Here is a 24,330-nt window from a genome sequence, read left to right on the forward strand (position 1 = left end):
TCGCTCTCGCGCCCTGCGGCCTTGCAGGCCGCGTGCGCTCGCGGTCTACCGGCGTCCGCGGCTCCGGCCCGTGTTCCGGCTGGCCGTTCGTGTGGGTTGCGTGAGGTGGGTGGGTCGCTTTGTGGTGGTGGGGGTTGGTTGTCGTGCTCACTGCCGGCCTGATTGTGCCGGGCATTGGGGCGATTGTTCTCGGGGACACGCGGCGTGCATCCGTGCGTGAGAGAGGGCGGGAGAACTCGGTTCCGGGGCGCGAAAACCCTGCGCGCGCCTGCACTCAGAGGCGCACTCGAACATGCATGCGATGCTCTGAGCTGCGCGGATCTGAAATCCCTGGGAACGAGACAACGCCTGATCCCGCTTTAACCATCATGAATAGGTCAGGAGTTCGATTCTCCTAGGCGGCTCGTTTGTTTGTGGTGGTCAGCCGTGCGGGCCGGTCGCGCCCGCCGTGCCGGCGGTGCCCGCTTTGCCGTCTGCGCCCGCGGTGGCCCCGCTGTCGCCGGCACCGAAGCCGCCGGCGGCGCCGCCAGCACCACCCGCGCCCCCAGCGCCAGGGGCCCCCGTCGAGCCGTCGGCGCCGGCGTGGCTGAACAAGATGCCTCCCTGACTGCCGATGCCGCCCACCGAGCCGGTGGCGCCGCCCTCGCCGCCCTGGGCGCCGTCACCGCCGTCACCGCCGTTGCCGCCGTCGCCGCCGAAGGCGATTTGAGTGGATCCGTTGCCGCCGGCACCACCCGCGGCACCTGCGCCGCCCGCGCCGCCGGTGCCGCCGGTCCCGCCCGCGCCGCCGCTGCCGCCGTCGCCGCCGTTGCCGATCAACAGGCCACTGGTCCCGGCGTCACCGCCCCTACCGCCGACGCCGCCCCCACCACCGATGGCCATCGAATTAGCGCCGGAGCCGCCGTTACCGCCGATGCCTCCACGGGAGCTTCCGTCTCCACCGACGCCGCCCCCGGCGCCCGAGCCCCCCCCGCACCGCCGGTGCCGCCGGTCCCACCAACACCGCTGTCGCCGCCGCCACCGCCATTGCCCGCCAGCACCGCCGTTGCCGCCGTTGCCCCCGGTGCCGCCGTTACCGCCGGTGCCGACAGAAGGGTCAGAGTCGCCGCCGTCGCCCCCATGACCGCCGGTGGCGGAGCTCGCTGCGGTCGCGTCGCCGGTACCCCCAGTCCCGCCGGTCCCGCCGGTCCCGCCGTTGCCGATCAATAGCCCGCCACGGCCACCGTCGCCGCCGGTCCCGCCGCCACCGGCGGTACCCCCGTGGGCTTGCCCCGAGAAGCTCTCGGCGTCCCCGCCGGCACCGCCGGCCCCGCCATTGGCGCCGCCACCGGGATCACCGCCGGCCCCGCCCTTGCCCCCGGTGGCCGACCCCGACGAGGCAGTGGCGCTTCCGCCGGCGCCTCCGGTACCGCCGGTCCCACCGGTATCACCGGTATCGCCGTTTCCCCCGGTCAGGGGGCCATTGCCGCTAACGTTGCCGCCGGCGGCACCGGTTCCGGCCGTCCCGGTGGGGGTGGGGTTGACACCGTCTGCCCCGGCCAGGCCGGTCCCACCCTGGCCCCCGGTACCGCCATCGCCGAACAGGAACGCGTTGCCACCGTTTCCGCCATGCCCGGGACTACCGCCGTTGACGCCCACCATGGCGGTCCCGCCTTGGCCGCCGATGCCGCCGTTGCCCCACAACAGGCCGCCGGTGCCGCCGGTGCCGCCGGTGGCACCAGCCCCACCGACACCTCCGGTGCCGCCGCTACCGGGCAACCCCGCGTTGCCGCCGGCGCCGCCATTTTGGCCGGGCGCACCGGAGCCGCCGGTGCCGCCGTTGCCGATCAAGATGCCGCCGTCGGCGCCGTTGGCCCCGCTGCCGGGTGCGCCGTCGGCGCCGTTGCCGATGATGGGACGGCCCAACAGCGCCTGGGCGGGTGCGTTGACCAGTCCCAGCACGTCGCGTTCGAGGACCTGCAAGGGCGAGACATTGGCGGCTTCGGCACTGGCATAGGCCAGTCCAGCGCCGCTCAGCGTTTGGGTGAACCACTGATGAAACTGCCCGGCTTGGACACTGAGTGCCTGATAGGCGCGGGCATGCGAGGAGAACAGGGCGGCCACCGCCGCCGAAACCTCATCCGCGCCGGCGGCCTGCAGCACGGTCGTCGGCAGCACCGCCGCGGCATTGGCTGTGTTGAGCGCGGCGTCGATACGTGCCAATTCAGTCGCCGTCGATGCCAGTAGGTCTGACGCCGCCACCACGTATGACACCGCTGTACTCCTAGATATGAAAGGTATGAAAACCGTTGTTGACTTTGCGGGCCAACGCTACCGCCAAATTTCGCTGAAAGTTATTGTCTTGGAGAAAACTTCGAGACAACTAATTCATCCGGAAGGGAATTATCGCGCCGCTTATTCGGGAGCCAGAAAACCCACCGGACCGGAGGCGACACACACCGCCAATGCGGTGGTATTGGCTCGCACGGTGATCACATCGCCGGCGCCTGGCAGCCGGGCGTAGACCCGGTTGAGGCCCGGATGCACCGGAACTTTGCGCTCGGGCCCCTCCGGCAGCGCCAGCGTTATCGACCCGTCGCTGTTGGCAAGATAATTGAGTTCAACGGTCCAGTCGGCGGGCAGCAACGGGCCGTTCAGGATCAGCCGTGCGGGCTGGTCTGGCTGCGCGAAATAGCCGCATTGGGGCATGGGGCCGGGAACAATCGTCCGTATCCAGGTAACTCGCGCATCGACCAAATTTCCAGAGCTGGTAAACATTCTCAGTTTGGTTGTCGCCGTCGCGAAATCGGGGCGGTTCGGCAACAGTGCGAACATATGGCTGGCCAGGTTTTCCGGCCAGGCCACCCGTTGCAGCACCAGTGGATCGACTTCTTGATCCAGTAGCGGGGCATTCGAATTTATCTGGGCGCCAGCCAAGCTCGCTTCCGCATTCTCCAGGTATGACTTGGTCGGGTTGTCGCGCCAGCTGGTCAGAAAGGTCGCCGTCGAGTAGAGGCTGCTGGCCAGGAATAGCATCGCCGCGGCGGTGATCGTGCTGGCCCGGACGCGCGAGGCATTCAACCAATCTGACGGCCGATTCGCCGCGGTCAAGGCGACGGCGGCCAACAGCGCCAACACCACCACCAGATCGGGGAAATAGCGCAGCGTCTGCGCCAATTCCAGGGCGGTGAACCGCGATGAGCGCATCAGGTAGATCGGCACCTGGCAGGCGACGGCGTAGCCGGCCGCGGTCAGCCACACCGCGCCGATGCGTCGTTTACGGATCAGCGACAAGCCGAGTAGCCCGGCCAGCACCAGCCATCCGAGCGCCATCACCGTCGGCGGCGGCGTCGCCCACGGGGACGCCGGGGCCCAGCGATCCCAGCGCCACGGTCCGCCGGCCAGGCCCCCCACGATGCCGTGCGTGATCGATCGACACAGCAGGTCCCAGGTCATTGCCAGATCCCCACTCCAGCGCTTCTGGTCAACCACGGCCAGATAGAGCACCATCCAGCCGGCGGTCAGCGCCAGCGCCGCCGTCCACAACCGGATCCCGGCCTGCCAGGCCGTGCGCAGCGGACGCTTGTCGCCGCCGACATGGCAGACCAGGGCGCTGACCGCGAAGGCGACGAACGGGACCACCGCCGCCTTTTCGAAGAACAGCAGGCCGGCGAAGTAGGCGAGCACCGCGCTCACCGCGTATCGCTGGTTACCGGTGCGGATCAGCAGGATCGCGTCACCGCACACCCAGGCCAGCGCCGCCAGCAGCGGCAGCGAGTTCAGTGCCGCCGCCCACCACGCGAATCCGGGCACCCCCAGCGGGGTGAACAGCGCGAACGTCAGCGGGATGAGCAAGACCCGGCGCCAGCCCAGGATCACGTAGAGCGCTCGCAGCAGCGCTAGCGATGCCAGCAGCTGCAGCACCACCAGGCTGATCGCGGGTCCGGTCCAATCCAGCGGCATCAGCCGGATGATGATGCCGGCAACCAGAAATGCGCCGGGCATGACGTGGCCGTCATGGTCGTCGAACAGGTAGGTCGCCGAGAGCAGGTCCTGGGTGCCGGCCCGGCCGACCAGGATCAAATCGTCCCAATAGAAATACCCCCGGAACGCCAGCACGGCGCGGACCCCCAGCTGAATCATGATCAGCGCGATGGCGGCCACCGCGACCTTGGGCACGGGCCTGGTCCGGGTGGGCATGGTTATTTCTTACCGGTCGGTATTGTGGGCCGGTGCGTGCACTGGTCACCGGCGCGGCCGGTTTCATCGGATCGACACTGGTCGACCGTCTCCTGGCAGACGGTCACACGGTGGTCGGACTGGATAATTTCGCAACTGGCCGGGCGACCAATCTCGAGCATCTGGTCGACAACCTTGCGCATGTCTTCGTCGAAGCCGACATCGTGGACGCCGACCTGCAGGCAATTTTCGAGCAGCACCGGCCCGAAGTGATTTTTCATCTGGCGGCGCAAATCGACGTCCGCCATTCGGTGGCCGATCCGCAATTCGACGCCTCGGTCAATGTCATCGGTACCCTGCGGCTGGCCGAAGCGGCCCGGCTCACCGGCGTCCGCAAGGTGGTGCATACCTCCTCGGGCGGATCCATCTATGGCACCCCGCCGCAGTACCCGACCAGCGAGCGGGTGCCCACCGACCCGGCATCGCCGTATGCCGCCGGCAAGGTGGCCGGGGAGATCTACCTCAACACATTTCGGCATCTGTACGGCCTGGAGTGTTCCCACATCGCCCCGGCCAATGTGTACGGCCCGCGCCAAGACCCGCACGGCGAGGCGGGGGTGGTGGCGATCTTCGCCCAGGCGCTGCTGTCGGGTAAGCCCACCAAGGTGTTCGGCGACGGCACCAACACCCGCGACTACGTGTTTGTCGACGACGTCGTCGATGCCTTCGTCAAGGCGGGCAGCGACGTGGGCGGCGGCCAACGGTTCAACATCGGCACCGGCGTGGAAACCTCGGACCGCCAACTGCACTCAGCTGTGGCCGCGGCCGTCGGCGGCCCCGACGACCCGGAGTTTCACCCGCCGCGGCTGGGCGACCTGACACGGTCCTGCCTCGACATCAGCCGGGCCGAAGAGGTGCTGGGCTGGCGTCCGCAAGTCGAACTGGCAGACGGGGTGCGGCGCACCGTCGACTACTTCCGGCGAACCCACGGCAGCTGATTGGCTGGGCCGGCCTCAGCGTGGCTCCGGTGTCTGAGCTCCTTCGAGCGCTATGGCGCGGGCCAGCCGCGCGTAGCGCAGCTCCAGGTCTTTGAACCGCATGTAGGTGCTCAGCGTGGTGAAGCTGAACGCCATGATCAGTGCGTAGAGCATCAGATCGGTGCCCCGGCGCACTCCGAACCAGTGTGCGACCACCGTGGTGTCGTCCGGTCGCAGCACCGCGTAGATACCGGCCAGGACGAATAGGACGTAGCCGACTTTGACCCATGCCCGCGACCGGGCGTTGCGGCGGGAGCGCAGCAGATAGAACAGCAACGCGATGATCGACCCGATCAACAGCACCTGGATCCAGTTCATCGTCGTATCCTCCCTCGCAAAAACCCGTCGAAAATGATGTTGACGCCGTTGAGCAGGGGCTGCCCTTTCGACTTCGAGTAGTCGGTGTAGAGCACCTCGACGGGTTCTTCGGCAACGCGCCAATGGTTTTCGGCGATCAGCATGACGAACTCGGTGGCGTGGCTCATCCCGCTCATGGTGATGTTCAGCCCATCGGCCACGGTCTTGTTGAACACCCGCAGGCCGTTGTTGGTATCGGTCAGGCCCAACCGGCGACCGCGCGGACTCAGGCGCGCCGCGGTCTGCAGCACAATTCGCTTCAGCAGGGGTGGGCGGCTCCCGACGGGCCGCCCGAAGCGGGTTCCGATCACCACGTCGACATCGCCGACCGACAACCGATGCACCATGGCGGCCAGGTCCTTGACGCGGTGCTGGCCGTCGGCGTCGAACGTGGCGAAGATCTGGGCTCCCGGCTGCTTACGGGCGTATTCGACCCCGGTCTGGATGGCCGCGCCCTGGCCCAGATTGATCGGATGAGCCACCACGTGAGCCCCGGCCCGCAGGGCGATATCGCCGGTGCCGTCGGTACTGCCGTCGTCCACGCACACCACATGGCCGAAGGTCGACCGCAGTTGCGCGATCACCTCGCCGATGACGGTGGCTTCGTTGAAGGCGGGAACGACGATCCAGACGTCGGGGTGATGCGTATCAATATCCATTTTCACGGCCATCTAGGCCCACAAATTACACGCTTGGCCAGGGCCCATCATCTGCTCGCGTATCCGGCGCGCGCCAGCGCGAGCAGATGAACACCGATCCCTACCAATGGGCCACACAACAGCGCCACCACCGTGCGGGCTTCCAGCGGCAGCGGCAACAGCAGCAGCAACCCTGATGCCGCTGTCGCGCTCACCCAGCCTAGTGAGTAAGCCCGGTGCAGTGCGGCCGCCACCGCCGCGGCTCCGGTGAGCGTCAACATGGCGATCGCCACGGCGGCCGCGGTCAGCCAGGCCAGCAGGGCGCCGCTGGCCTGATATTGCTGCCCGAAGGCCGAACGCAGTAGCCACGGGCCCACCGCTCCCGCGGCCAGCACCCCGATCACGCCGATACCGCCGATGAGTGCGGCCGGTGAGATCAGTGCCCGCAGTCGCTGCGCGCTCTCGTCGACGAAATGGGCGATGAGGTTTCCCTGCATCGCGGTCAGCGGCACCAGCAGCGGCGCACGGGTCAAAGTCACCGCCAAGATGATCACCCCGCCCTGGGGGCCGAGCTCGTTGGAGGTCAGCTTCAGCAGGACCGGAAAACCCATCACCAGAATCGCGCTGGCACCGGCGGCGGTGATCGAATGCGCGGCACCCCGCAGGAACGTTGCCGTGTTGCCCGGCGTCAGCAAGCGTGCCGTCGCGCGCGCGACGGGCGAAGCCAGCAGCAGAATCAGCCAGGAGACCGAGCCCGCCACTGTCGCCCACAGGAAGCCGACCAGACCCCACCCGATGGCAAACGTTGCCGCCGAGACCGCCACTCGGATTATCGCGTCGGTCACCATCAACGATCCGTAGTGCGACCACCGGTTGGTGCCGGCCAGCATGCCCAAAAGCGTGGCATGCAGACAGAATCCGGCCAGTCCCACACTGAGCAGTCCCACCGACAACCAGCGGTCCTCCACGAACACCCGCCCGCTCCACAGCGGCGAGCTGCCCGCGATCACCACGGCCGAGGCCAGTCCGGCCATCCCGGCGATCCGCAGGGGATGAGTGCGGCCTCCTTCCGGCACGACGTCTGGGTACTGCGCGGAGCGGACTTCGCGCGTGGCTTCTGGCAGCAGCCCGTTGGCGGCGCCGGAAACCAGGCCGAATGCGCCCCAGAACACCCCGAACACGGAGAAGCCGCTGGGAGCCAAGTCCCGGGCGGCCAGATAGATCACCGTGTAACCGCACAGCGCGGTGACCGCGGTGGCGGTGCCGACGCGCGCCACGCTGCCTCGCGCGATCGCCCCCCCAGAGGCGCCCGCCGCTCCCGTTGTTCCCCCTACTTCGGTCACCCTGGCAGCACTAACGGCCAACCGACCTGATGCTGGGCACGTTTGCAGCCACGCTTGCAAATACTAAGCGTGCGGGGCGTGGGTGCTCGCCAGGCCGGTTCGGCGTTGTTTTGGCTTGCCCTGAGGGGCTCTCGGGTATAGATGAAATGCACTGGAAAGGACCCATGACAACGATCCGCGTGTTCGGGTTGTCGCTGCTGGTAACCGCGGCGGCTTTGGTTGCCGGGTATTGGCACGGCGGAGTGACCGCGCTGTTCCTGCTGGTGGTGCTGGCGATCCTGGAGATATCGCTGTCGTTCGACAACGCCATCATCAACGCCACGATCCTCAAGCAGATGAGCCAGTTCTGGCAGCAGATGTTCCTGACCATCGGGATCGTGATTGCCGTCTTCGGAATGCGGCTGGTGTTCCCGCTGACCATCGTCTGGGTTACCGCGGGTCTCGATCCGGTCCGCGCGATGAGGTTGGCGCTGAACCCGCCGCCCGGCGGCGCGCTGGACTTCCCGGACGGCTCACCCAGCTACGAGAAACTGATCAGCGCGGCCCACCCCCAGATCGCGGCGTTCGGCGGGATGTTCTTGTTGACGCTGTTTCTGGACTTCGTGTTCAACGACCGTGAGATCAAGTGGCTGAAGTGGATTGAGGCGCCGTTCGCCCGAATCGGGCGGCTGGGTCAGGTCCACGTGATGGTGGCGTGCGTGACGCTGATCTTCGCTGGTCCCGGGTTGACGGATTCCAGCGACGACCTGGGCACCGTGATGGTCGCCGGGCTGCTGGGTCTGGTGACCTACCTCGTGGTCAACGGCTTGAGCCGGGCGTTGCAGCCGCCTCGGGTCGGTGCCGGACCTGGCGAACTCGCCGCCCAGGGGGCGGTGGGCAAGGCCGGGTTCATGCTCTTCATGTACCTCGAGGTGCTCGACGCCTCATTCTCCTTCGACGGGGTCACCGGGGCATTCGCGATCACGAGCGACCCGATCGTCATCGCGTTAGGGCTCGGCTTGGTGGGCGCCATGTTCGTTCGGTCGATCACGATCTATCTGGTCCGACAGGACGCCCTGGACCGCTACGTCTACCTCGAACACGGCGCGCACTGGGCGATCGGTGCGCTCGCGGTGATCATGCTGATGTCCATCGACCACCACCTGCAGATCCCCGAGTGGATCACGGCATCGATCGGCGTGGTGTTCATCGGGGCGGCGTTCACCAACAGCGTGGTGCGCAACCGGCGGGCCGGCGGCTAAGCCGGAAATCAGTGGCCGTCGGTCTTGAACCGCTCCACCGACCGCAACACCTCGGCCTCGGCCTCTTCGCGACCCACCCAGTCGGCCGCCTTGACGAACTTGCCCGGTTCGAGGTCCTTGTAGTGGACAAAGAAGTGCTTAATGGCTTCCAGCTCGAACGCCGGAACGTTGTCGATGTCCTGGATGTGGTCCCAACGATGGTCGCCGGCCGGGACGCACAGCACCTTGTCGTCGCCACCCTTTTCGTCGACCATCCGGAACATTCCGACCGGCCGAGCCTCCACCAGCACACCCGGGAACAGCGGCTCCGGCAGCAGTACCAGGGCGTCCAGCGGGTCGTCATCTTCGCCGAGGGTGTCCTCGATGAAGCCGTAGTCGGTGGGGTAGGCCATCGGGGTGTACAGGTAGCGGTCCAGTTTGACCCTGCCGGTCTCGTGATCGACCTCGTACTTGTTGCGCTGGCCCTTGGGAATCTCGATAGTCACGTCGAATTGCATCGCGTGGCTCCTTTGACTTAGTGAGGCCAGAAGAGGCCTGGGATTAGGTCAAATGCGTCCGGTGACACCCTAGTGCAGCGGTCCTGTGGGCCTGCTGGGTGGCCGGTTGGGCACAATGGGACCGGAAAGACAGGAGAGTTATGGGTCCCAAACGTTGGCGGAAATCCACCCAGGTGTTCCTTGGGGTGGCCGTGCTGGCGTTTGTCGCCGCCGTCGTTGCCGCCGCAGCGTTCTTCACCGTCGGTGGCCGCGCGGCCAGTGCGCGGTTGGTGGTGCCGCCGCCGCGTCCACCGACGGTCAAGCCCGCGGTCACCGCCGTGGCCGACACCGGTGTGGTGCCCAACTCGGGCGCGATGGCCGCCGCGCTGGCGCAGGCCGCGGCCGATCCGAACTTGGGCAAGCTGGGCGGTCGGGTCAGCGATGCGCTGACCGGGCAGGTGCTTTGGCAGCAACTCGACGACGTACCCCTGGTGCCGGCATCGACAAACAAGGTCCTGACCGCCACCGCGGCGCTGCTCACCTTGGACCGTCAGGCCCGGATCAGCACCCGCGTGGTGGCCGGTAGCCCCAGCGGCCAGGGGTCGGTGGTGTTGGTCGGAGCCGGGGATCCGACGCTGTCGGCGGCGCCGCCCGGCGTCGAAACCTGGTACCGGGGCGCGGCGCGCATCAGCGACTTGGTCGATCAGATCCGCCGCAGTGGCATGACGCCGACATCGGTGCAAGTCGACATCTCCGCCTTTACCGGGCCGACGATGGCCCCGGGCTGGGATCCGGCTGACGTCGGCAACGGTGACATCGCCCCGATCGAGGCGGCGATGATCGATGCCGGTCGCGTCCAGCCGACCACGGTCAACTCCCGACGGTCGCTGACCCCGGCGTTGGACGCCGGACGCGAACTGGCCAGGGCCCTTGGTCTGGATCCCGCAACGGCCAGTATCGCCTCGGCTCCCGCTGGGGCGCGCCAGCTGGCCGTGGTGCAGTCGGCGCCGTTGATCGAACGGCTCTCCCAGATGATGAACGCCTCGGACAACGTGATGGCCGAGTGCATCGCCCGCGAGGTCGCGGCCGTCATCAACCGTCCGCGCAGCTTCAGCGGCGCGGTCGATGCGGTGACCACCCGGCTGAACACCGCCCACATCAACACCACCGGCGCGGGGCTGGTGGATTCCAGTGGGCTTTCGGTTGACGACCGGCTGACAGCCCGGACGCTCGACGACGCGATACAGGCCGCGGCGGGGCCGGATCAGCCCGCGTTGCGCCCGCTACTGGATCTGCTGCCGATCGCCGGTGGTAGCGGCACTCTCGGGGAACGCTTCCTGGACCGGGCCACCAACCTGGGCCCGGCGGGCTGGTTGCGGGCCAAGACCGGCTCGCTGACCGCCATCAACTCCTTGGTCGGTGTGGTCACCGATAGCAGCGGACGCGTGCTCACGTTTGCGTTCATCTCCAACGATGCCGGGCCGAACGGACGCAACGCGATGGACGCGTTGGCCACCACGCTGTGGTCTTGCGGGTGCACAACATGACCGCGGCCTCGGATGTGACCCTGGGCAACACCGTCGACTGGCAGTTTGCGGCCACGGTTGGGGGAGCGGCTGGCCCGCCCCGGTCCGCCGTCCAGTGACTACACCCGACGCCAGGCGGTCGACGAATTGATGCGCGCGGCCGAGCAAGCGGAGCCGCCGGTGCGCGACGTCACCGGTTTGATCACCACCGGTGATGTGCCCGCGGCCCGCGTTGTGGACCGGCCGGAGTGGATATGGGCCGCCGCGGAGTCGATGCGGGCCATGACCAACGGGGCCGAGAAGCCGCGCGGGCTGCTCACCGGGCGTATCACCGGTGCGCAGACGGGTGCGGTGCTGGCGTTCGTGGCCTCGGGAATTCTCGGTCAGTACGATCCGTTCGCCGCCGCGGACGGGGCCGGCATGGGCGGTCTGCTGCTGGTGTATCCCAACGTCATCGCCGTTGAGCGACAACTGCGGGTCGACCCATCCGATTTCCGGCTGTGGGTCTGCCTGCACGAGGTCGCCCACCGGGTCCAGTTCACCGCCAACCCGTGGTTGGCCGGCTACATGCAGCAGGCGCTCGGTCTGCTCACCACCGAACCCGCCGACGACATCGGACAGGTGGTGAGCCGGCTGGCGAACTTCGTGCGCAACCGCGACGATCCTGGCGACGATTCGGGCAATGTGACGGGGATTCTCGGTGTGGTGCGTGCCGTGCAGTCCGAGCCGCAGCGTCAGGCGCTGGATCAGCTGCTGGCGCTGGGCACGCTGTTGGAGGGCCATGCCGAACACGTGATGGATGCGGTGGGGCCGATGGTGGTGCCCTCGGTTGCCGTCATCCGTCGTCGCTTCGACGAGCGCCGGCAACGCAAGCAGCCGCCACTGCAGCGGTTGTTGCGCGCGTTGTTGGGCTTCGGCGCCAAACTCAACCAGTACACGCGCGCCAAAGCGTTTGTCGACGACGTGGTGGCCCGGGTCGGGATGAAGCGGTTCAACACCATCTGGACGAGTCCGCAGACGCTGCCCCTGCCGGCTGAGCTGGAGAATCCGCGGCGATGGATCGACAGGGTGCTGTAGCGCAACTGCGCAGGGCCGTCGAGAAGTTCGCGTCGACCCATCTCGACGCCACCGACCGATGGAGTATCGGGCTGTCCGGCGGTCCGGATTCGCTGGCGCTCACCGCCGTGGCGGCGCGGCTGCGGCCCACCACCGCGCTGATCGTCGACCACGGCCTGCAGCCGGATTCGGCCGCGGTCAGCGAAACCGCCCGGGCCCAGGCCGTCTCGTTGGGTTGCGTGGCCGCACGGGTGCTCCGGGTCCAGGTGGGCAATCCGGCCGGGGCCGGGGGTGGGCTGGAGGCGGCGGCGCGCACCGCCCGCTACGGCGCGCTGGACGCCCACCGCGATGGCCCGGTGCTGCTGGCCCACACCCTCGACGACCAGGCCGAGACGGTGTTGCTGGGGCTCGGCCGCGGTTCGGGCGCTCGCTCGATCGCCGGCATGCGTCCGCACGATCCACCATGGTGTCGGCCCCTGCTGGGGGTGCGTCGCGGGGTGACCCATGACGCGTGCCGGGAACTGGGTCTGACCGCATGGCAGGACCCGCACAACAGCGACCGGCGCTTCACCCGGACGCGGTTACGTGCCGAAGTGCTGCCGCTGTTGGAGGAAGTGCTGGGTGGGGGTGTGGCCGCGGCGTTGGCGCGCACCGCGACCGCGCTGCGCGCGGACACCGAGCTGCTCGACGCCATCGCCGCCGAGGCGCTGCCCACCGCCGTCGTCGATTTCGGCCTGGACACCAGCGTGCTGGCTACGCTGCCCGACCCAGTGCGTCGGCGAGTGATCCGCAGTTGGCTGCTGGCCGGCGGGGCGATCGGGCTGACCGACAAGCAGATCAGGGGCGTGGACGCGCTGGTCACGGCCTGGCGAGGCCAGGGCGGGGTGGCGGTCGGATCGAATTTGAAGGCGCGGCGTCTGGTCGCCGGACGAGGTGGCGGCCTGCTGACTTTGCGGTCCGAGCCAATCTGAGTCGGTGAAGATGGGGACTGGCGTTGGTTGTTCGGGCGCGGACATGGCACGCTGTGCACGTGGCCCAGAGCTCCTCGGCGATCACCCCCGGACATGCAGGCGAGTTGTACCCAGGTGATATCAAATCCGTGCTGCTCACTGAGGAGCAGATTCAGCGTCGAATAGACGAGCTCGCGGCCCAGATCGGCAACGACTATCGCGAGCTGGCCGACACCAGCGATCAGGACCTGCTGTTGATCACGGTGCTCAAGGGCGCCGTGCTGTTCGTCACAGATCTCGCCCGTGCGATTCCGTTGCCTACGCAATTTGAGTTCATGGCGGTCAGCTCCTACGGGTCCTCGACGTCGTCGTCGGGAGTGGTGCGGATTCTCAAGGACCTGGACCGCGACATCGCCGGTCGCGACGCGCTGATCGTCGAGGATGTCGTCGACTCCGGCCTGACGCTGTCCTGGCTGTTGCGCAACCTCAAGAGCCGGCAACCCAAGTCGTTGCGGGTGTGCACCTTGCTGCGCAAGCCCGAGGCGGTGGGGGCCAACGTCGACATCACCTACGTGGGCTTCGACATTTCGAATGACTTCGTGGTGGGTTACGGCTTGGACTACGACGAGCGCTATCGCGACCTGTCCTACATCGGCACCCTCGATCCCAGGGTCTACCAGTAGCGAGCGCGCTCTGCCGACCTGAAACTCAGGTCAGCTCCCACACCGCGGTCACCGAGAAGCTCACCGTCTGCTGGCCTGGTTCCAGCGGCACCATCGAGGTGCGTGGCGCCGGCGTGTTCATCTCGCCGGGCGAGGGCCTGGTGCCGACTCCTTCGGATATGGAAAGCACCGTGCCCAGCCGCAGCCTGGACAACTGGGCGTATTGCTGCGCGCGGCTCTTGGCGTCCTCGAATGCACGGGCGCGCGCGTCCTTGACCAGTTGCGAGTCGTCCTCGATCGAGTAGCTCACCGAACTGATCCGGGTGGCGTCGCCGCCGGTGTTGACGATCAGTTCCAGTAGGCGTGATGCGGCATCGGGTGGACGGATCTTGATTTCGATCGCATTATCGGCGCGATAGCTGCTGATCGCCGCCGCTGCGCCGGGCTCTGGGCTGGTGTACTGGGGCTGTAGCGACACCTCGGTGGTGCGAATGTCCTTACGGTCCACCCCGGCGTTCGCCAGGGCGTCGATGACCGCCTGCTGCCGAGCGTTGGCCTGGCTCACCGCGCCGGTGACGTCCTGAGAAGTGAACTCGATGCCGACCTGCGCGGTCAGGGTGTCCGGGATGCCCTGCACCTGCCCGGACCCGAACACGGTCACCTGACGTGGATTTGCGCCGGGCGCCGCCGCGGTGTGGGAGTCGCACCCGCTCAGGCAGCCGGCGGCCGCACCGGCCACGGCCAAGGCGATCAATCTGCGGGCGAATCCCGGTGTGCTCCATTGGATTGGCATGCCTGGCACCCTAGTCGCCGCGCGGAGTCGACCGGCGGGTGCGCCGTTGTCGGCTCCCAGATGTTCTCAATTCACTTCTTGTTCATCTTTGATTCCTGGGAAAGCGCCGGCCCCCGTGACCGGACATTGGTGCCCGAAAGACTGTCAGCAAATGTCATATTGACGACCTTTACGTTGAAAAATTCCAATCCAACCCAAGTTTGACTCAACAATTCTGCACCTCCATAGCAGACCCAGTTTTTGTGCTTTGCAAGAGTCGGCTAGTCCAGGGCTCCGGCGTTGTTGATTAGCAGGCTTGTGAGCTGGGGAATTGTGGATTGAGGAGGTCTAGGCGGCGGTTGGCGGTCAAAGCGGTGATCCGGCAGGCTTCGGCGATGTTGTCGGCGCCGTTGAGGCGGTGCAGATTGATCGCGGTGTTGCGTAGCGTTGCTAGGACCTGTGCGCCGTTTCCGGTATGTGCCCTTTGACGGTCTTCGTCGAAGGTGACGTCGCGTATCCAGTGCAGGCTGTTCTCGATTCCCCAGTGTTGACGCATCCAGGTCATGATCGCGGTAGGGCGGGCGTGCTCGAACGGCAGGCTGCAGATGGCATAGACCACCTCCACGCTGCGCTGGTCGGTGGCGGTGATCAAGCGTTCACGAGTGATCCGGATGATTTGTTTTGCGTAGGGGAAGCCGATTCCTCGTGCAGCGGTGATGATTTGCAGGGTGCGGGTCTCGACACGGCCGTGGCCGCGGGAGTCGTCGGTAGCGGCTGTGGGCACCTCGGCCCAGGGCAGCGCGGTGATACGCGCAAATATTTTGGCTTGGTTGGACTTGACGATCATCAGGTAGTGCGACTTCAAGGTGGCGCAGATCAACTTCGCGGTGACGACCTGGGTATGCATCGCATCCACGGTGACCAGCCACCGCAAGCTACCCGGCAGCAGCGTGAGCAGGGCACGTGCGCAGGGAATTTCATTGCTTTTCTCGGCGACAGCGAGTTGACCGAGCACCAATCGGGCACGGTGGGCGAACACCGACACGAGATGCGTGGCTGTCGCTTTGGCGCGTAAAGCACCACGCAGCATCTTGCCGTCCAACGCGATCGGCACCAATCCACTGGGGTCGCTGCTGGCCACGTGTGCAGTGAAGTAACTGCCCATCCTGGCGTTGAGGTCGGCGGGGTCTAGCCGAGACAAAACAGCGCGGAAGGTCTTCTCACTGGGCCGCTGGAACCGGACCCCTAATTGGGCCAACACATCATCGGGAGCGGTGGCCGCCCATGTGGCAAAACCAGCATAGCCGCGCATCCCCGCGGCAGTGGCCAGAACCGCGATCGCCAACAAAGCCATCAGCGAATACCTCCGACCGCGTGGGTCCCTCGGGTCTGGCACCGAGGCCAACACATCGAGAAACTCCGATCCGATGAGCTCGCTGCGCTCACCAGGACTCCAGCGGTCGAACACCTCTGGAACCGACGACACAGGCAATACTGAAACGGTAGGCACGGGCAACTCCAGACCAACGACGAACAGTAACCAACTCGATCGTTCTCCAGATAGCCCGTGCCTACACTCCGGCCCCAATAGCGCGGCACCAAAGATCATCAACCCAGCTCACAAGCCTGCTAATCAACAACGCCGGAGCCCTGTCGGCTAGTCCGACGTCGAGCCGTGGGCCCCGGTTGGGCCACCACCCCCCGCCCGGGTACTTGCCGCCGCGGCGCGACCGGGGCCGTGGTCTTGGTGATAGCGCCGGGTCGCGGCCCGGCGCTGCGGCCAGAATCCGCCGCTGAACAGGTTGATTAGCGGCAATTTGTTGATTAGCAGGGGGCTGTCCAGGGCGGCCGCGGGCGGGGCATGGCGGGGATGCAAACCGTCGGAGGCGGGTGGCTGGGGCTTTCGGCGCGGCCCCGTCGCTCGCCCGGAAGGCACGACAGAAGCCGTCTGTCCTCGATATGGGCAAAATTCTATCGAACTCAAATCATATTTGATCCAAATATGTTTCATACAAAAGAAGATATTTACCTGCGCGTTTGGCACAGCAATTGGATTGTTACCGACTCAGCAGTGAACAGGCTGTATGAAGCCTGTGGTTTTTCTACGTATCTGCCCTAACGTGTCCTGCGATCTGCTTCAGCAATGGGGGACGGACAGTCATCGGTCACCGAAAGCTGTTGCTGCAATTAAGAATTGAGGGAGAGGGAAACTCATGTCGATCATGCTTGCGCAGACAGATGTGCTGGCAGCGACTGCGGCGGAATTTCAGTCCATCAACGTGGCGGTGCAGGCCGGGAACGTCGCGGCCGCGGTACCGACCACCGGCGTGGTGCCCGCCGCCGCCGATCTGGTGTCGCTGCTGACCGCGTCGCAGTTTGCCGCGCACGCCCAGCTGTATCAGCAGATTGGAGCCCAGGCGGTGGCGGTTCAGGAGCAGCTGGCCACCACGCTGGGCATCAGTGCGGGTTCGTACGCGGCCACCGAGGCCGCCAAAGCGGCCACCATCGGCTAGGAGACACCGGGTCATGTTGGATTTCGCGCAATTGCCCCCGGAGGTCAACTCCGCGCTGATGTATTCCGGGCCCGGCTCCGGGCCGATGCTGACCGTCGCCGCTGCCTGGGACGTGTTGGCCGCCGAGCTGCAAGCAACCGCGTCCACCTACGACGTTTTGGTGACCGAACTGACCGACGGACCCTGGCAGGGTCCGTCCGCGGCGAACATGGTCGCGGCCGCCATGCCCCAGGTGGAGTGGTTGAGAAACACAGCCGCACTTGCCGAGCAGGCCGGTAGTCAAGCCGTGGCCGCGGCCGGGGCCTACGAGGCGGCCTTTGTCGCGACGGTCCCGCCGCCGGTGATCGCGGCCAACCGGGCGTTGTTGATGGCCCTGATGGCGACGAACTTTCTCGGACAGAACACGGGCGCTATCGCGGCCACCGAGGCGCAGTACGGCGAAATGTGGGCGCAGGACGCGGCGGCAATGTACGGCTATGCCGGCTCGTCGGCGGCGGCCGCGCAGTTGGCGCCGTTCGACCCGGCGGCGCAGACCGTTAGCGCGGCGGGCCTGGCCAATCAGGCCGCCGCGGTCGGTCAGGCATTGAACGGGGCGGTGGACTCACAGGCACTGGCGGAGATTCCCAAGGCGCTGTCGCAGCTGGCCGGAATATCCAACGAGCCCCCTTGGCTCACCGACCTTACTGGTGCGATCGGTCTGACCGGGCATGCCTGGAACTCCAACGGTGACGGAATCATCGTGGGCGGCGCCTTGGGTGACATCGTCCAGGGAGTGACCGGCTCCGCCGAAGTGGATGCCGGTGTATTCATGGACACCTTCAGCAAATGGGTGAGTCCGGCCCGGTTGGCGGTAACTCAGTTCAAGGACTATGTGGGCTTGGCCCATGACCTGCCCAAGTTCGCTCAGGAAGGCGCCAAAGTGGCGGCCGAGGCCGCCAGGGAATTGCCGGCGGTACTGCCGTCGCTTCCGGGCGTCGGTCTGGGCGGGATTACCGGAGCCGTCGGTAAGGCGGCGTCTGTCACTGGGCTTTCGGTGCCAACCTCGTGGATGAACTCCGTCGGTGCCGCGGCGAACCCGGCGATCGTGACGGTCAACAGCCTCGGGGCCGCCGCGGCCGAGCCGGCGCAGGCGGCGGTGGGCGGAGTGCCACTGATGCCCGCCAGTGGGGTCGGGCGCGGAATGGCGGCGCACTTCGCCGCGCCGCGCTATGGCTTCAAGCCGACGATGGTCGTGCACCCGCCCGCCGGAGGGTGACGAAGAACACATACGATCAACGCGAGGTGATCGCACTGCTGTACAGCGGGATCTTCGAGGGAAGGGGCGAGGCTCGCGATTCACCTTGATCTAGCAACGGATTTGACAACTCGTACACGAGAGGCATTCGCATGACCACACGTTTTATGACCGACCCGCACGCGATGCGGGACATGGCGGGCCGTTTCGAAATGCACGCCCAGACCGTCGAGGACGAGGCCCGCCGGATGTGGGCGTCCTCGCAGAACATCGCCGGCGCGGGCTGGAGCGGTATGGCCTCGGCAACCTCACTGGACACCATGGGCCAGATGAACACCGCCTTCCGCAACATCGTCAACATGCTGCACGGGGTGCGCGACGGGCTCGTTCGCGACGCGAACAACTACGAGCAGCAAGAGCAGGCCTCCCAGCAGATCCTCAGCAGCTAGCACCGGCCCGACACTTTCGACTCAGGAGGACAAAACCAATGACCATCAATTACCAGTTCGGCGATGTCGACGCCCACGGCGCGCTCATCCGCGCCCAGGCCGCCTCCTTGGAGGCCGAGCACCAGGCCATCGTTCGCGATGTGCTGGCTGCCGGTGACTTCTGGGGCGGCGCCGGTTCGGTGGCTTGCCAGGAGTTCATCGCCCAGTTGGGTCGCAACTTCCAGGTGATCTACGAGCAGGCCAACTCGCACGGCCAGAAGGTTCAGGCCGCCGGCAACAACATGGCGCAGACCGACAGCGCCGTCGGCTCCAGCTGGGCCTGAGTCCGCGGCAGGTACGCAGCGGCCCTCATCGGGCCGCGTGATGGCTTACCCGCCTCCCGGGGGTGATACCTGGGAGGCGGGTAAGTCCGTTTATGGGGCAGTTGACCTGGGTGTTGAAGTCGACGCGCGTTCGGGTGACCGCCGTGCACTTACCTATTTCCGCATTTGCGGTGCCGAAACCATGGTGGCCCCCTAGGTCATTGATCTCCGGTTGGTCGGGGCCAATATGTCCTGCGGCAACAAAAATACAATCCCTATTGATAAGCGTCGTACACAATCTGGACAAGCGGGGCGGATTTCGTCGGAGAGCCCTCCGCTGTCAACCGGGGGGTTGCCCCGAGGAGGCGCTGGCTGCAGGTGGCAAAAGGCCGGGTGGGGTCGAATCCGGTCGGCTAATACCGCTGGTCGGCGACGACACGCGCCGCGCCGAAAATTCCCCTCATGCCGCGTTTTGCGCCCCTTGGGGACTTGAATTCATCGAATGCGAAGCGTTTGGGCATTGTGAAATAGGGCTCAGATGTGCCGCCGAATTTGAATCGTTGTTAAACCGATTCTGAACAAGATGTTTACGCCTGGTGTTGGTCATCTCTCGTGGTTTTTGTAGTCCCTTGAGTCCCTTGAGTCCCTTGAGTCCCTTGAGTCCCTTGAGTCCCTTGAGTCCCTTGAGTCCCTTGAGCCCCTTGAGTCCCTTAGCCTGATTGCCGATCAGCGTCAGCGCCGTTCGTCGCTGGACGTTATTGGCTCAATTGGTTCTTGAGAGGAGAGCGATGTCGCACGTGACTGCTCAGCCGGAGATTGTGGCTGGAGTCGCATTGGAGCTGCAGGCCATCAACTCGGCGGCGCGCGCCGGGGACGAGGTCGCGGTAGCTCCGACGACAGGAGTGGTCCCCCCGGCGGCAGACCTGGTGTCGATGTTGACGGCAGCCCAGTTCGCCGCGCATGCAAGGGTGTATCAGGCGATCAGCGCTCAGGCCGCGGCGGTACAGGATCAGCTGGTGACCGTGCTGGGTATCTCCGCTGGTTCGTATGCGGCAACCGAGGCCGCCAACACCGTCGCGGTCAGCTAGGCGAGGCCGCACATGCTGGATTTCGCGCTCCTACCGCCAGAAATCAACTCCACGTTGATGTATTCCGGACCGGGTTCAGGATCGATGTTGGCCGCCGCGGCGGCTTGGCAGGCGCTGGGCGCCGAGTTGCAGTGCACTGCGGACTCTTATCGTTCACTGCTGTCCGGGCTGGTTTCCGGACCATGGTCGGGGCCCGCCGCCGCGGCCATGTCGGCTGCTGCCGCGCCGCATCTGGCCTGGCTGAGCGCAACCGCCGCGCAGGCTGAACAGGTCGGGAGGCAAGCGGCGGCGGCGGCGAGTGCCTACGAGGCGGCGTTTGCCGGGATGGTGCCGCCCGCGGTGGTAGCCGCCAATCGGGCGATGTTGGCGACGCTGGTGGCGACCAACCTCTTCGGTCAGAACACCCCGGCCATCGCGGTAGTGGAAGCCGAGTACGCCGAAATGTGGGCTCAGGACGCGAATGCGATGTACCAATATGCGGCGACGGCCGCGGCGGCGGCCGACCTGACCTCGTTCGTTCCGCCTCGGCCCGCTACCACCGCGAACGGACCGGCCGCTCAGGCCGCCGCAGTCGGCCGGGCCACCGGCGATCTCCTCGCGGGGGATGCGCAATCGTTGCAGCAATTGGTGGAACAGCTGCCCAACGCGCTGCGGGGACTCTCGGAGGCGGCGTTGGTGCCCTCGCTGGAACGGATCTTGCGTGCGCTCGGCCTGATCGGCTGGAAGTGGACGCCCAACGGCGACGGGATCGTGTTAAGCGGCGCACTCGGCGCACTGATAGCGGGTCTCACCGGGTCGTCGACGCTGGATGCCAGCACGCTATCGAACACCTATATCAGGCTGGTTTCGCCCTTCCGGCTCACCACCACGGCGTTGAAAGACATCGACGGTTTGTCCCACAGTCTCTTCCCGGCTGCCGCGCACGCGGGCCAGGAAGCCGCCAAGGCGGTCGAGGCCCTGCCACAAGCGCTGCCGAAACTGCCGTTGTCGGGCGTGTCGAGTGGTCTCGGGGGGATTGGCAGGGCCGCCCAGATCGGGGGTCTGTCGGTACCCAACGCTTGGGCGAGTTCGATGCCCGGGTTGGGCCGCGTTGCAACCGTTCCGCTCAGCTCCGTTGCCGCTGCCGCCGCGGCCGCCGACCCCAGCCAACATGTCTTTGGCGGCTTGCCGGCTCATGGCACACCCGCGCGCGGCTTCGCCGCCTCGGCGGCCCCTCCCCGATATGGGTTTCATCCCAGGGTGATGACGCGCCCGCCGGCCGCCGGCTAGGCCAACGCGCCGCGACGTCGGGGTAACCGGGCTACGGAGTGACGAGAACCTTGCAGTGGCGTTCGGGGTCGGCGAGGTCGTCAAAGGCGGCGCCGACCCCGGCCAGGTCCACCTCGCCGGCGATGAGCGGGCTGACGTCTATGAGTCCCTCGGCTAGTGCCCGCAGTGAAGTGGCGAACTCTTCGGGGTCATAGGCGAGCACAAACTGCACGTTGATCTCTTTGGTGATCGCGAAGAACGGATGCACGGTGTCGGGCTGCATGCATACCCCGGCGACGATCAACCGGGTGCCCGGACGTGCCCGCAGAATTACCTCGTCGATCATCCCCGGGACTCCCACCGCTTCAAACACCACGGTGGCCTTGACGTGCTCGAACGGTGACGAGACGGCCGGGTCGACCGTCTGGTGAGCTCCCATGATGCTGGCCAGCTCGCGCCGCTTCTGCGAAAAGTCTGATGCCACAATCGTTTCGACACCGCGCATCCGCAGGGCCGCGATGATCGCGATGCCGATCGGCCCGCAACCGAGCACCAGGGCGGTGTCGCCAACGTCGACGCCGGCCTTGTTCACCGCATGTAATCCCACCGCCATGGGTTCGGTCAGGGCGGCATGCCTGAAGTCCAGCCCATTGGGGACGGGCAGCAGCAGCGGCGCCGAGAGCAACATCCGCTCGGCGTACCCGCCGATGGTGTCGTTGCTGGAGAAGATGGGCTCGACTCCCTTGGCGGACAGCAACACCGGGATGGACGCGACGAGCGTCCCCGCGGGGTAGGTGTCGGTGTCGGGTCCGGCCTCGATCACCTCGGCGCAGAACTCGTGACCCATGAAGACATCACGGCTCAGGTCGGTGTTTGTGTAGCCGTCGCCGTGTGAGAGTCGCGAACTCATTGCCAACACTTCTGGCCCATGCGCGGCGAAATGCAGGTCCGATCCACAGATTCCGCATGCTCGCACTCCGACTAGCACCTGGCCCGGCCCGGGGGTGGGTTCGGCCACATCGTCGCGATAGGTCATGTGTCCATTGCGCAGCACGGACGCCCGCATCAGGTCTGACCTTCTCCGCGCTCGGTCACGTGTTCGGTAATTGCCGCTACCACGGCTTGACCGGCGCGGCCGATCAAGTCCTCACGCTTGTCCCTGGCCCATTCGTGCGAGGCGCGCGGCGCCTCGAGTTGTCCCTTGAAATACGGAATCACCTTGCGGGCAAACAGATCATAGGAATGGAAGGTCGCTTGCGATGATGCCCAGTCATGCCCGAGTAGCAGCAGAGTCCCGAAGCCGCCCGAGCGATTGAGCAGATCTTCGATGTATGCGATCGCGTCCTCGGGGGTTCCGATGCAGCAATTTCCCTTGGCCGCATAGTCTTCCACGAACTCGCGAGTGCCTTCGGCGCCGTCCGTCGCGTTGGACAGCGGAACGAACCCGGCCGCGCCGAAGTACTTCGAGAAATCCGGCAGCCCGTAGATGCAGTCTTGGATCGCCTGGTCGCGGGTATCCGACAGGTGCATGATGGACAGCACGCGCCAGTCGCGGCGGTTGGGCTCCGCCCGGCCGACCTTGGCGGCCTGCTCGCACACCACCTGCCAGGTGTTCTCGAGCGCCGCATAGCCGCCGGGCACCGACATCGACAGCGACAGCAGCGACGTACCCAGGCTGCCGGCCAGCCGTGGACCCGACGGCGAGATCATGGCTGCCGTCGAGATCTCGGGATAGGGCCAGGTGTACGGGCGGATGTGCAACTGCGCGTCGCGCAGGGTGAACCAATCGGAGTGGCGGTCGATGCGTTCACCCGGTGCGGCGCGCAGCAGAGCCAGGATCGCTTCCAGGGATTCCTGCATCATCCGGCGCTGGTCGATCGGATCGATGCCCATCATGTAGGCGTCCGATGGCAGCGCCCCCGGGCCCGTGCCGAACATGACCCGGCCCCGGGTGAGGTGATCGAGCAGCACCCATCGGTCGGCCACCATGAGCGGGTGGTGATACGGCAGCGACACCACCCCGGTGCCCAGCCGGATGTGCTTGGTCCGCTCGGCGGCGGCCGCAATGAATACCTCCGGGCAGGCGATCAGCTCGTAGCCGCCGGAATGGTGTTCACCAAACCAGGCCTCGTCGTAGCCGAGGCGGTCCAGGGCGACAACGCGCTCCATGTCGTATTCCAGAGCCACCGTCGGCGATTGGCCAGTCGGGTGAAACGGTGTGATGAAGACTCCGAATTTCAGCGGCGCATCGGTCACCATTGCACTCCTTTGAGGAAGTCGAGAAGTGTGGCGTTGACCTCGTCCGGCCGTTCCTGCTGCAGCCAGTGCCCGGCGCCCTCAACCATCACTTCGCGGTATGGACCGGTGATCACTTCCGATGCCCGATCGCTACGGGCGAAAGACAACACCGGATCCTTTGTGCCGGCCATGAACAACGACGGAACCGTGATGGTGGCGCCCTCGAGATCGGCGGTGGTTTCCCAGTTGCGGTCGAAATTGCGGTACCAGTTGAGCCCGCCGGTGAATCCGGTGCGGGTGAACTCGCTGATGTAATGATCCAGCTCGTCGCGACTGATCCAGCTGGGCGGCGCGTCGGGCTCCGGCAGTCGGTAGATGAAGCCCTCGGGGCCGGGGGCGACCATCCGCAGGGCCGCGCCCTGATCGGTCGGGGATCGTTGGCCGCCGATCATCCGGCGCATCGTGCGAGCCGGGTCACCATTGAGTTCGGCGTCGGCCACCCCGGGCTGCTGGAAATAGAGGATGTAGAAGAAGTGCTCGCCGAAGCGCTGGCGGAATGCCTGGATTGGCGGCACCTGGGCGCGGGGCAACACCGGAACGCTGAGGCCGGCGACCGCGGCGACGCGGTCGGGGTGCAGCAAGGGCGCATTCCACACCACGACAGCACCCCAGTCATGGCCCACCCAGGCGGCACGCTCGGCGCCGACGTCGTCGAGCAGTCCTACCAGGTCCGCGGTCAGCTGGTGGATGTCGTAGTCCTCGATCGCTTCGGGGCGAGAGGAACCCCCGTAGCCGCGTTGATCGGGGGCCAGCACGTGGTAGCCGGCCTCGGCAAGCACCGGGATCTGGTGCCGCCAGGAATAGGCCAGTTCGGGGAAGCCGTGGGCCAATATCACCACCGGCGCACCCCGCTCGCCGGCCTCGGTCACGCGCAACCGCACGCCGTTGGTGTCGACTAACCGCTCGGTTGATGTAGCCACCATTTCACCAAAGCACAACGCCACACCGGTGAGAAGGGCTTGTTGTTGAGGGTGGCCGCCGC

General features: G+C 66.4%; 22 protein-coding genes and 1 pseudogene. 12 read left to right on the forward strand and 11 right to left on the reverse strand.

Translation table 11 applies throughout. The annotated features are described in order from the left end of the window. Positions 1–420: 420 nt before the first annotated feature. The gene (locus MPSD_RS30085) at positions 421–2,253 is read right to left on the reverse strand and encodes a PE family protein (protein WP_119571694.1); all 1,833 of its coding nucleotides are present in this window, start codon (positions 2,251–2,253) and stop codon (positions 421–423) included. Between the two features lie 141 nt (positions 2,254–2,394). After that, positions 2,395–4,179: a hypothetical protein gene (locus MPSD_RS01735; protein ID WP_020785210.1), complete on the reverse strand. Its 1,785-nt coding sequence runs from the start codon at positions 4,177–4,179 to the stop codon at positions 2,395–2,397. 32 nt (positions 4,180–4,211) lie between these two features. On the opposite strand from MPSD_RS01735, the gene MPSD_RS01740 reads away from it, so the two are divergent. Next, complete coding sequence (locus MPSD_RS01740) at positions 4,212–5,156, forward strand: NAD-dependent epimerase/dehydratase family protein (RefSeq protein ID WP_086084793.1); 945 nt, start codon at positions 4,212–4,214, stop codon at positions 5,154–5,156. 15 nt (positions 5,157–5,171) lie between these two features. Here MPSD_RS01740 and MPSD_RS01745 read toward each other — a convergent pair whose 3' ends face one another. From MPSD_RS01745 to MPSD_RS01755, 3 genes are read right to left on the reverse strand one after another with little or no spacing between them, the layout of a single operon-like run. After that, on the reverse strand, positions 5,172–5,513 hold the full coding sequence (locus tag MPSD_RS01745; RefSeq protein ID WP_020785208.1) for a DUF2304 domain-containing protein: 342 nt from the start codon (positions 5,511–5,513) through the stop codon (positions 5,172–5,174). Then, entirely contained in the window at positions 5,510–6,223 is a 714-nt protein-coding gene (locus MPSD_RS01750; RefSeq protein WP_011741845.1) for a glycosyltransferase family 2 protein, read from the reverse strand. Before MPSD_RS01750 ends, MPSD_RS01745 begins: the two co-directional genes overlap by 4 nt. A 35-nt stretch (positions 6,224–6,258) precedes the next feature. Beyond that, positions 6,259–7,554, reverse strand: coding sequence for an MATE family efflux transporter (locus tag MPSD_RS01755; RefSeq protein ID WP_086084792.1), 1,296 nt, complete (start codon positions 7,552–7,554; stop codon positions 6,259–6,261). Between the two features lie 143 nt (positions 7,555–7,697). Here MPSD_RS01755 and MPSD_RS01760 point away from each other — a divergent pair, with 143 nt between their 5' ends. Beyond that, positions 7,698–8,774, forward strand: a complete 1,077-nt coding sequence (locus tag MPSD_RS01760) for a DUF475 domain-containing protein (RefSeq protein WP_012396648.1) — start codon at positions 7,698–7,700, stop codon at positions 8,772–8,774. 8 nt (positions 8,775–8,782) lie between these two features. On the opposite strand, the gene MPSD_RS01765 is transcribed toward MPSD_RS01760, so the two are convergent. Further along, positions 8,783–9,271, reverse strand: coding sequence for an inorganic diphosphatase (locus tag MPSD_RS01765; protein WP_020785206.1), 489 nt, complete (start codon positions 9,269–9,271; stop codon positions 8,783–8,785). A gap of 140 nt (positions 9,272–9,411) precedes the next feature. Here MPSD_RS01765 and dacB point away from each other — a divergent pair, with 140 nt between their 5' ends. The 4 genes and pseudogenes from dacB to hpt all read left to right on the forward strand — a co-directional run bounded on the left by dacB (position 9,412) and on the right by hpt (position 13,465). After that, on the forward strand, positions 9,412–10,797 hold the full coding sequence (gene dacB / locus MPSD_RS01770; protein ID WP_051153581.1) for a D-alanyl-D-alanine carboxypeptidase/D-alanyl-D-alanine endopeptidase: 1,386 nt from the start codon (positions 9,412–9,414) through the stop codon (positions 10,795–10,797). After that, positions 10,794–11,853, forward strand: a pseudogene (locus MPSD_RS01775) (zinc-dependent metalloprotease). The gene dacB and the pseudogene MPSD_RS01775 overlap by 4 nt, the downstream one beginning before the upstream one ends. Beyond that, positions 11,832–12,803 carry a tRNA lysidine(34) synthetase TilS gene (tilS, locus tag MPSD_RS01780; protein ID WP_086084791.1) on the forward strand — a complete coding sequence of 324 codons (972 nt, stop codon included), beginning with the start codon at positions 11,832–11,834 and terminating at the stop codon, positions 12,801–12,803. Before MPSD_RS01775 ends, tilS begins: the two are co-directional and overlap by 22 nt. Before the next feature lie 53 nt (positions 12,804–12,856). Beyond that, the gene (gene hpt, locus MPSD_RS01785) at positions 12,857–13,465 is read left to right on the forward strand and encodes a hypoxanthine phosphoribosyltransferase (protein WP_020785201.1); all 609 of its coding nucleotides are present in this window, start codon (positions 12,857–12,859) and stop codon (positions 13,463–13,465) included. Between the two features lie 25 nt (positions 13,466–13,490). Here hpt and MPSD_RS01790 read toward each other — a convergent pair whose 3' ends face one another. Next, positions 13,491–14,237: an SIMPL domain-containing protein gene (locus tag MPSD_RS01790; protein WP_086084790.1), complete on the reverse strand. Its 747-nt coding sequence runs from the start codon at positions 14,235–14,237 to the stop codon at positions 13,491–13,493. Between the two features lie 286 nt (positions 14,238–14,523). Beyond that, positions 14,524–15,726: an ISAs1-like element IS2404/ISMul1 family transposase gene (locus MPSD_RS01795; RefSeq protein WP_420811853.1), complete on the reverse strand. Its 1,203-nt coding sequence runs from the start codon at positions 15,724–15,726 to the stop codon at positions 14,524–14,526. 703 nt (positions 15,727–16,429) lie between these two features. On the opposite strand from MPSD_RS01795, the gene MPSD_RS01810 reads away from it, so the two are divergent. The 6 genes from MPSD_RS01810 to MPSD_RS01835 all read left to right on the forward strand — a co-directional run bounded on the left by MPSD_RS01810 (position 16,430) and on the right by MPSD_RS01835 (position 21,071). Next, positions 16,430–16,729: a PE family protein gene (locus MPSD_RS01810; protein ID WP_020785197.1), complete on the forward strand. Its 300-nt coding sequence runs from the start codon at positions 16,430–16,432 to the stop codon at positions 16,727–16,729. Positions 16,730–16,742: 13 nt separating this feature from the next. Then, positions 16,743–17,984, forward strand: coding sequence for a PPE family protein (locus tag MPSD_RS01815; RefSeq protein ID WP_020785196.1), 1,242 nt, complete (start codon positions 16,743–16,745; stop codon positions 17,982–17,984). Between the two features lie 131 nt (positions 17,985–18,115). Continuing rightward, positions 18,116–18,412, forward strand: a complete 297-nt coding sequence (gene esxM / locus MPSD_RS01820) for a type VII secretion system effector EsxM (RefSeq protein ID WP_012396639.1) — start codon at positions 18,116–18,118, stop codon at positions 18,410–18,412. Positions 18,413–18,450: 38 nt separating this feature from the next. Then, positions 18,451–18,735 carry a WXG100 family type VII secretion target gene (locus MPSD_RS01825; RefSeq protein ID WP_015356960.1) on the forward strand — a complete coding sequence of 95 codons (285 nt, stop codon included), beginning with the start codon at positions 18,451–18,453 and terminating at the stop codon, positions 18,733–18,735. Between the two features lie 767 nt (positions 18,736–19,502). Continuing rightward, positions 19,503–19,802: a PE family protein gene (locus MPSD_RS01830; protein WP_012396638.1), complete on the forward strand. Its 300-nt coding sequence runs from the start codon at positions 19,503–19,505 to the stop codon at positions 19,800–19,802. Positions 19,803–19,814: 12 nt separating this feature from the next. Continuing rightward, positions 19,815–21,071 (forward strand): PPE family protein, encoded by a 1,257-nt coding sequence (locus MPSD_RS01835; RefSeq protein WP_086085750.1) that lies wholly within the window; start codon positions 19,815–19,817, stop codon positions 21,069–21,071. 31 nt (positions 21,072–21,102) lie between these two features. Here the strand turns inward: MPSD_RS01835 and MPSD_RS01840 are convergent, their stop codons facing one another. Genes MPSD_RS01840 through MPSD_RS01850 form a run of 3 tightly spaced genes read right to left on the reverse strand, consistent with a single transcriptional unit; the run spans position 21,103 to position 24,268 of the window. Continuing rightward, complete coding sequence (locus MPSD_RS01840) at positions 21,103–22,116, reverse strand: zinc-binding dehydrogenase (RefSeq protein WP_020785194.1); 1,014 nt, start codon at positions 22,114–22,116, stop codon at positions 21,103–21,105. Beyond that, complete coding sequence (locus MPSD_RS01845; RefSeq protein WP_086085751.1) at positions 22,116–23,309, reverse strand: LLM class flavin-dependent oxidoreductase; 1,194 nt, start codon at positions 23,307–23,309, stop codon at positions 22,116–22,118. Before MPSD_RS01845 ends, MPSD_RS01840 begins: the two co-directional genes overlap by 1 nt. Further along, on the reverse strand, positions 23,303–24,268 hold the full coding sequence (locus tag MPSD_RS01850) for an alpha/beta fold hydrolase (RefSeq protein ID WP_020785192.1): 966 nt from the start codon (positions 24,266–24,268) through the stop codon (positions 23,303–23,305). The genes MPSD_RS01845 and MPSD_RS01850 overlap by 7 nt, the downstream gene beginning before the upstream one ends. Positions 24,269–24,330: the final 62 nt, after the last annotated feature.

The sequence above is a fragment of the Mycobacterium pseudoshottsii JCM 15466 genome, assembly GCF_003584745.1.
Taxonomy (GTDB): Bacteria; Actinomycetota; Actinomycetes; order Mycobacteriales; family Mycobacteriaceae; genus Mycobacterium; species Mycobacterium marinum.

Excerpts from the sequence above, each read along its gene's own strand:
- MPSD_RS01810 (WP_020785197.1), top strand. The coding sequence starts at position 16,430 with ATGTCGATCATGCTTGCGCAGACAGATGTGCTGGCAGCGACTGCGGCG.
- MPSD_RS01765 (WP_020785206.1), bottom strand. The coding sequence starts at position 9,271 with ATGCAATTCGACGTGACTATCGAGATTCCCAAGGGCCAGCGCAACAAG.
- tilS (WP_086084791.1), top strand. The coding sequence starts at position 11,832 with ATGGATCGACAGGGTGCTGTAGCGCAACTGCGCAGGGCCGTCGAGAAG.
- esxM (WP_012396639.1), top strand. The coding sequence starts at position 18,116 with ATGACCACACGTTTTATGACCGACCCGCACGCGATGCGGGACATGGCG.
- MPSD_RS01835 (WP_086085750.1), top strand. The coding sequence starts at position 19,815 with ATGCTGGATTTCGCGCTCCTACCGCCAGAAATCAACTCCACGTTGATG.
- MPSD_RS01815 (WP_020785196.1), top strand. The coding sequence starts at position 16,743 with ATGTTGGATTTCGCGCAATTGCCCCCGGAGGTCAACTCCGCGCTGATG.
- MPSD_RS01845 (WP_086085751.1), bottom strand. The coding sequence starts at position 23,309 with ATGGTGACCGATGCGCCGCTGAAATTCGGAGTCTTCATCACACCGTTT.
- MPSD_RS01735 (WP_020785210.1), bottom strand. The coding sequence starts at position 4,179 with ATGCCCACCCGGACCAGGCCCGTGCCCAAGGTCGCGGTGGCCGCCATC.
- MPSD_RS01840 (WP_020785194.1), bottom strand. The coding sequence starts at position 22,116 with ATGCGGGCGTCCGTGCTGCGCAATGGACACATGACCTATCGCGACGAT.
- MPSD_RS01825 (WP_015356960.1), top strand. The coding sequence starts at position 18,451 with ATGACCATCAATTACCAGTTCGGCGATGTCGACGCCCACGGCGCGCTC.
- MPSD_RS01830 (WP_012396638.1), top strand. The coding sequence starts at position 19,503 with ATGTCGCACGTGACTGCTCAGCCGGAGATTGTGGCTGGAGTCGCATTG.
- dacB (WP_051153581.1), top strand. The coding sequence starts at position 9,412 with ATGGGTCCCAAACGTTGGCGGAAATCCACCCAGGTGTTCCTTGGGGTG.
- MPSD_RS01745 (WP_020785208.1), bottom strand. The coding sequence starts at position 5,513 with ATGAACTGGATCCAGGTGCTGTTGATCGGGTCGATCATCGCGTTGCTG.
- MPSD_RS01760 (WP_012396648.1), top strand. The coding sequence starts at position 7,698 with ATGACAACGATCCGCGTGTTCGGGTTGTCGCTGCTGGTAACCGCGGCG.
- MPSD_RS01750 (WP_011741845.1), bottom strand. The coding sequence starts at position 6,223 with ATGGCCGTGAAAATGGATATTGATACGCATCACCCCGACGTCTGGATC.
- MPSD_RS01790 (WP_086084790.1), bottom strand. The coding sequence starts at position 14,237 with ATGCCAATCCAATGGAGCACACCGGGATTCGCCCGCAGATTGATCGCC.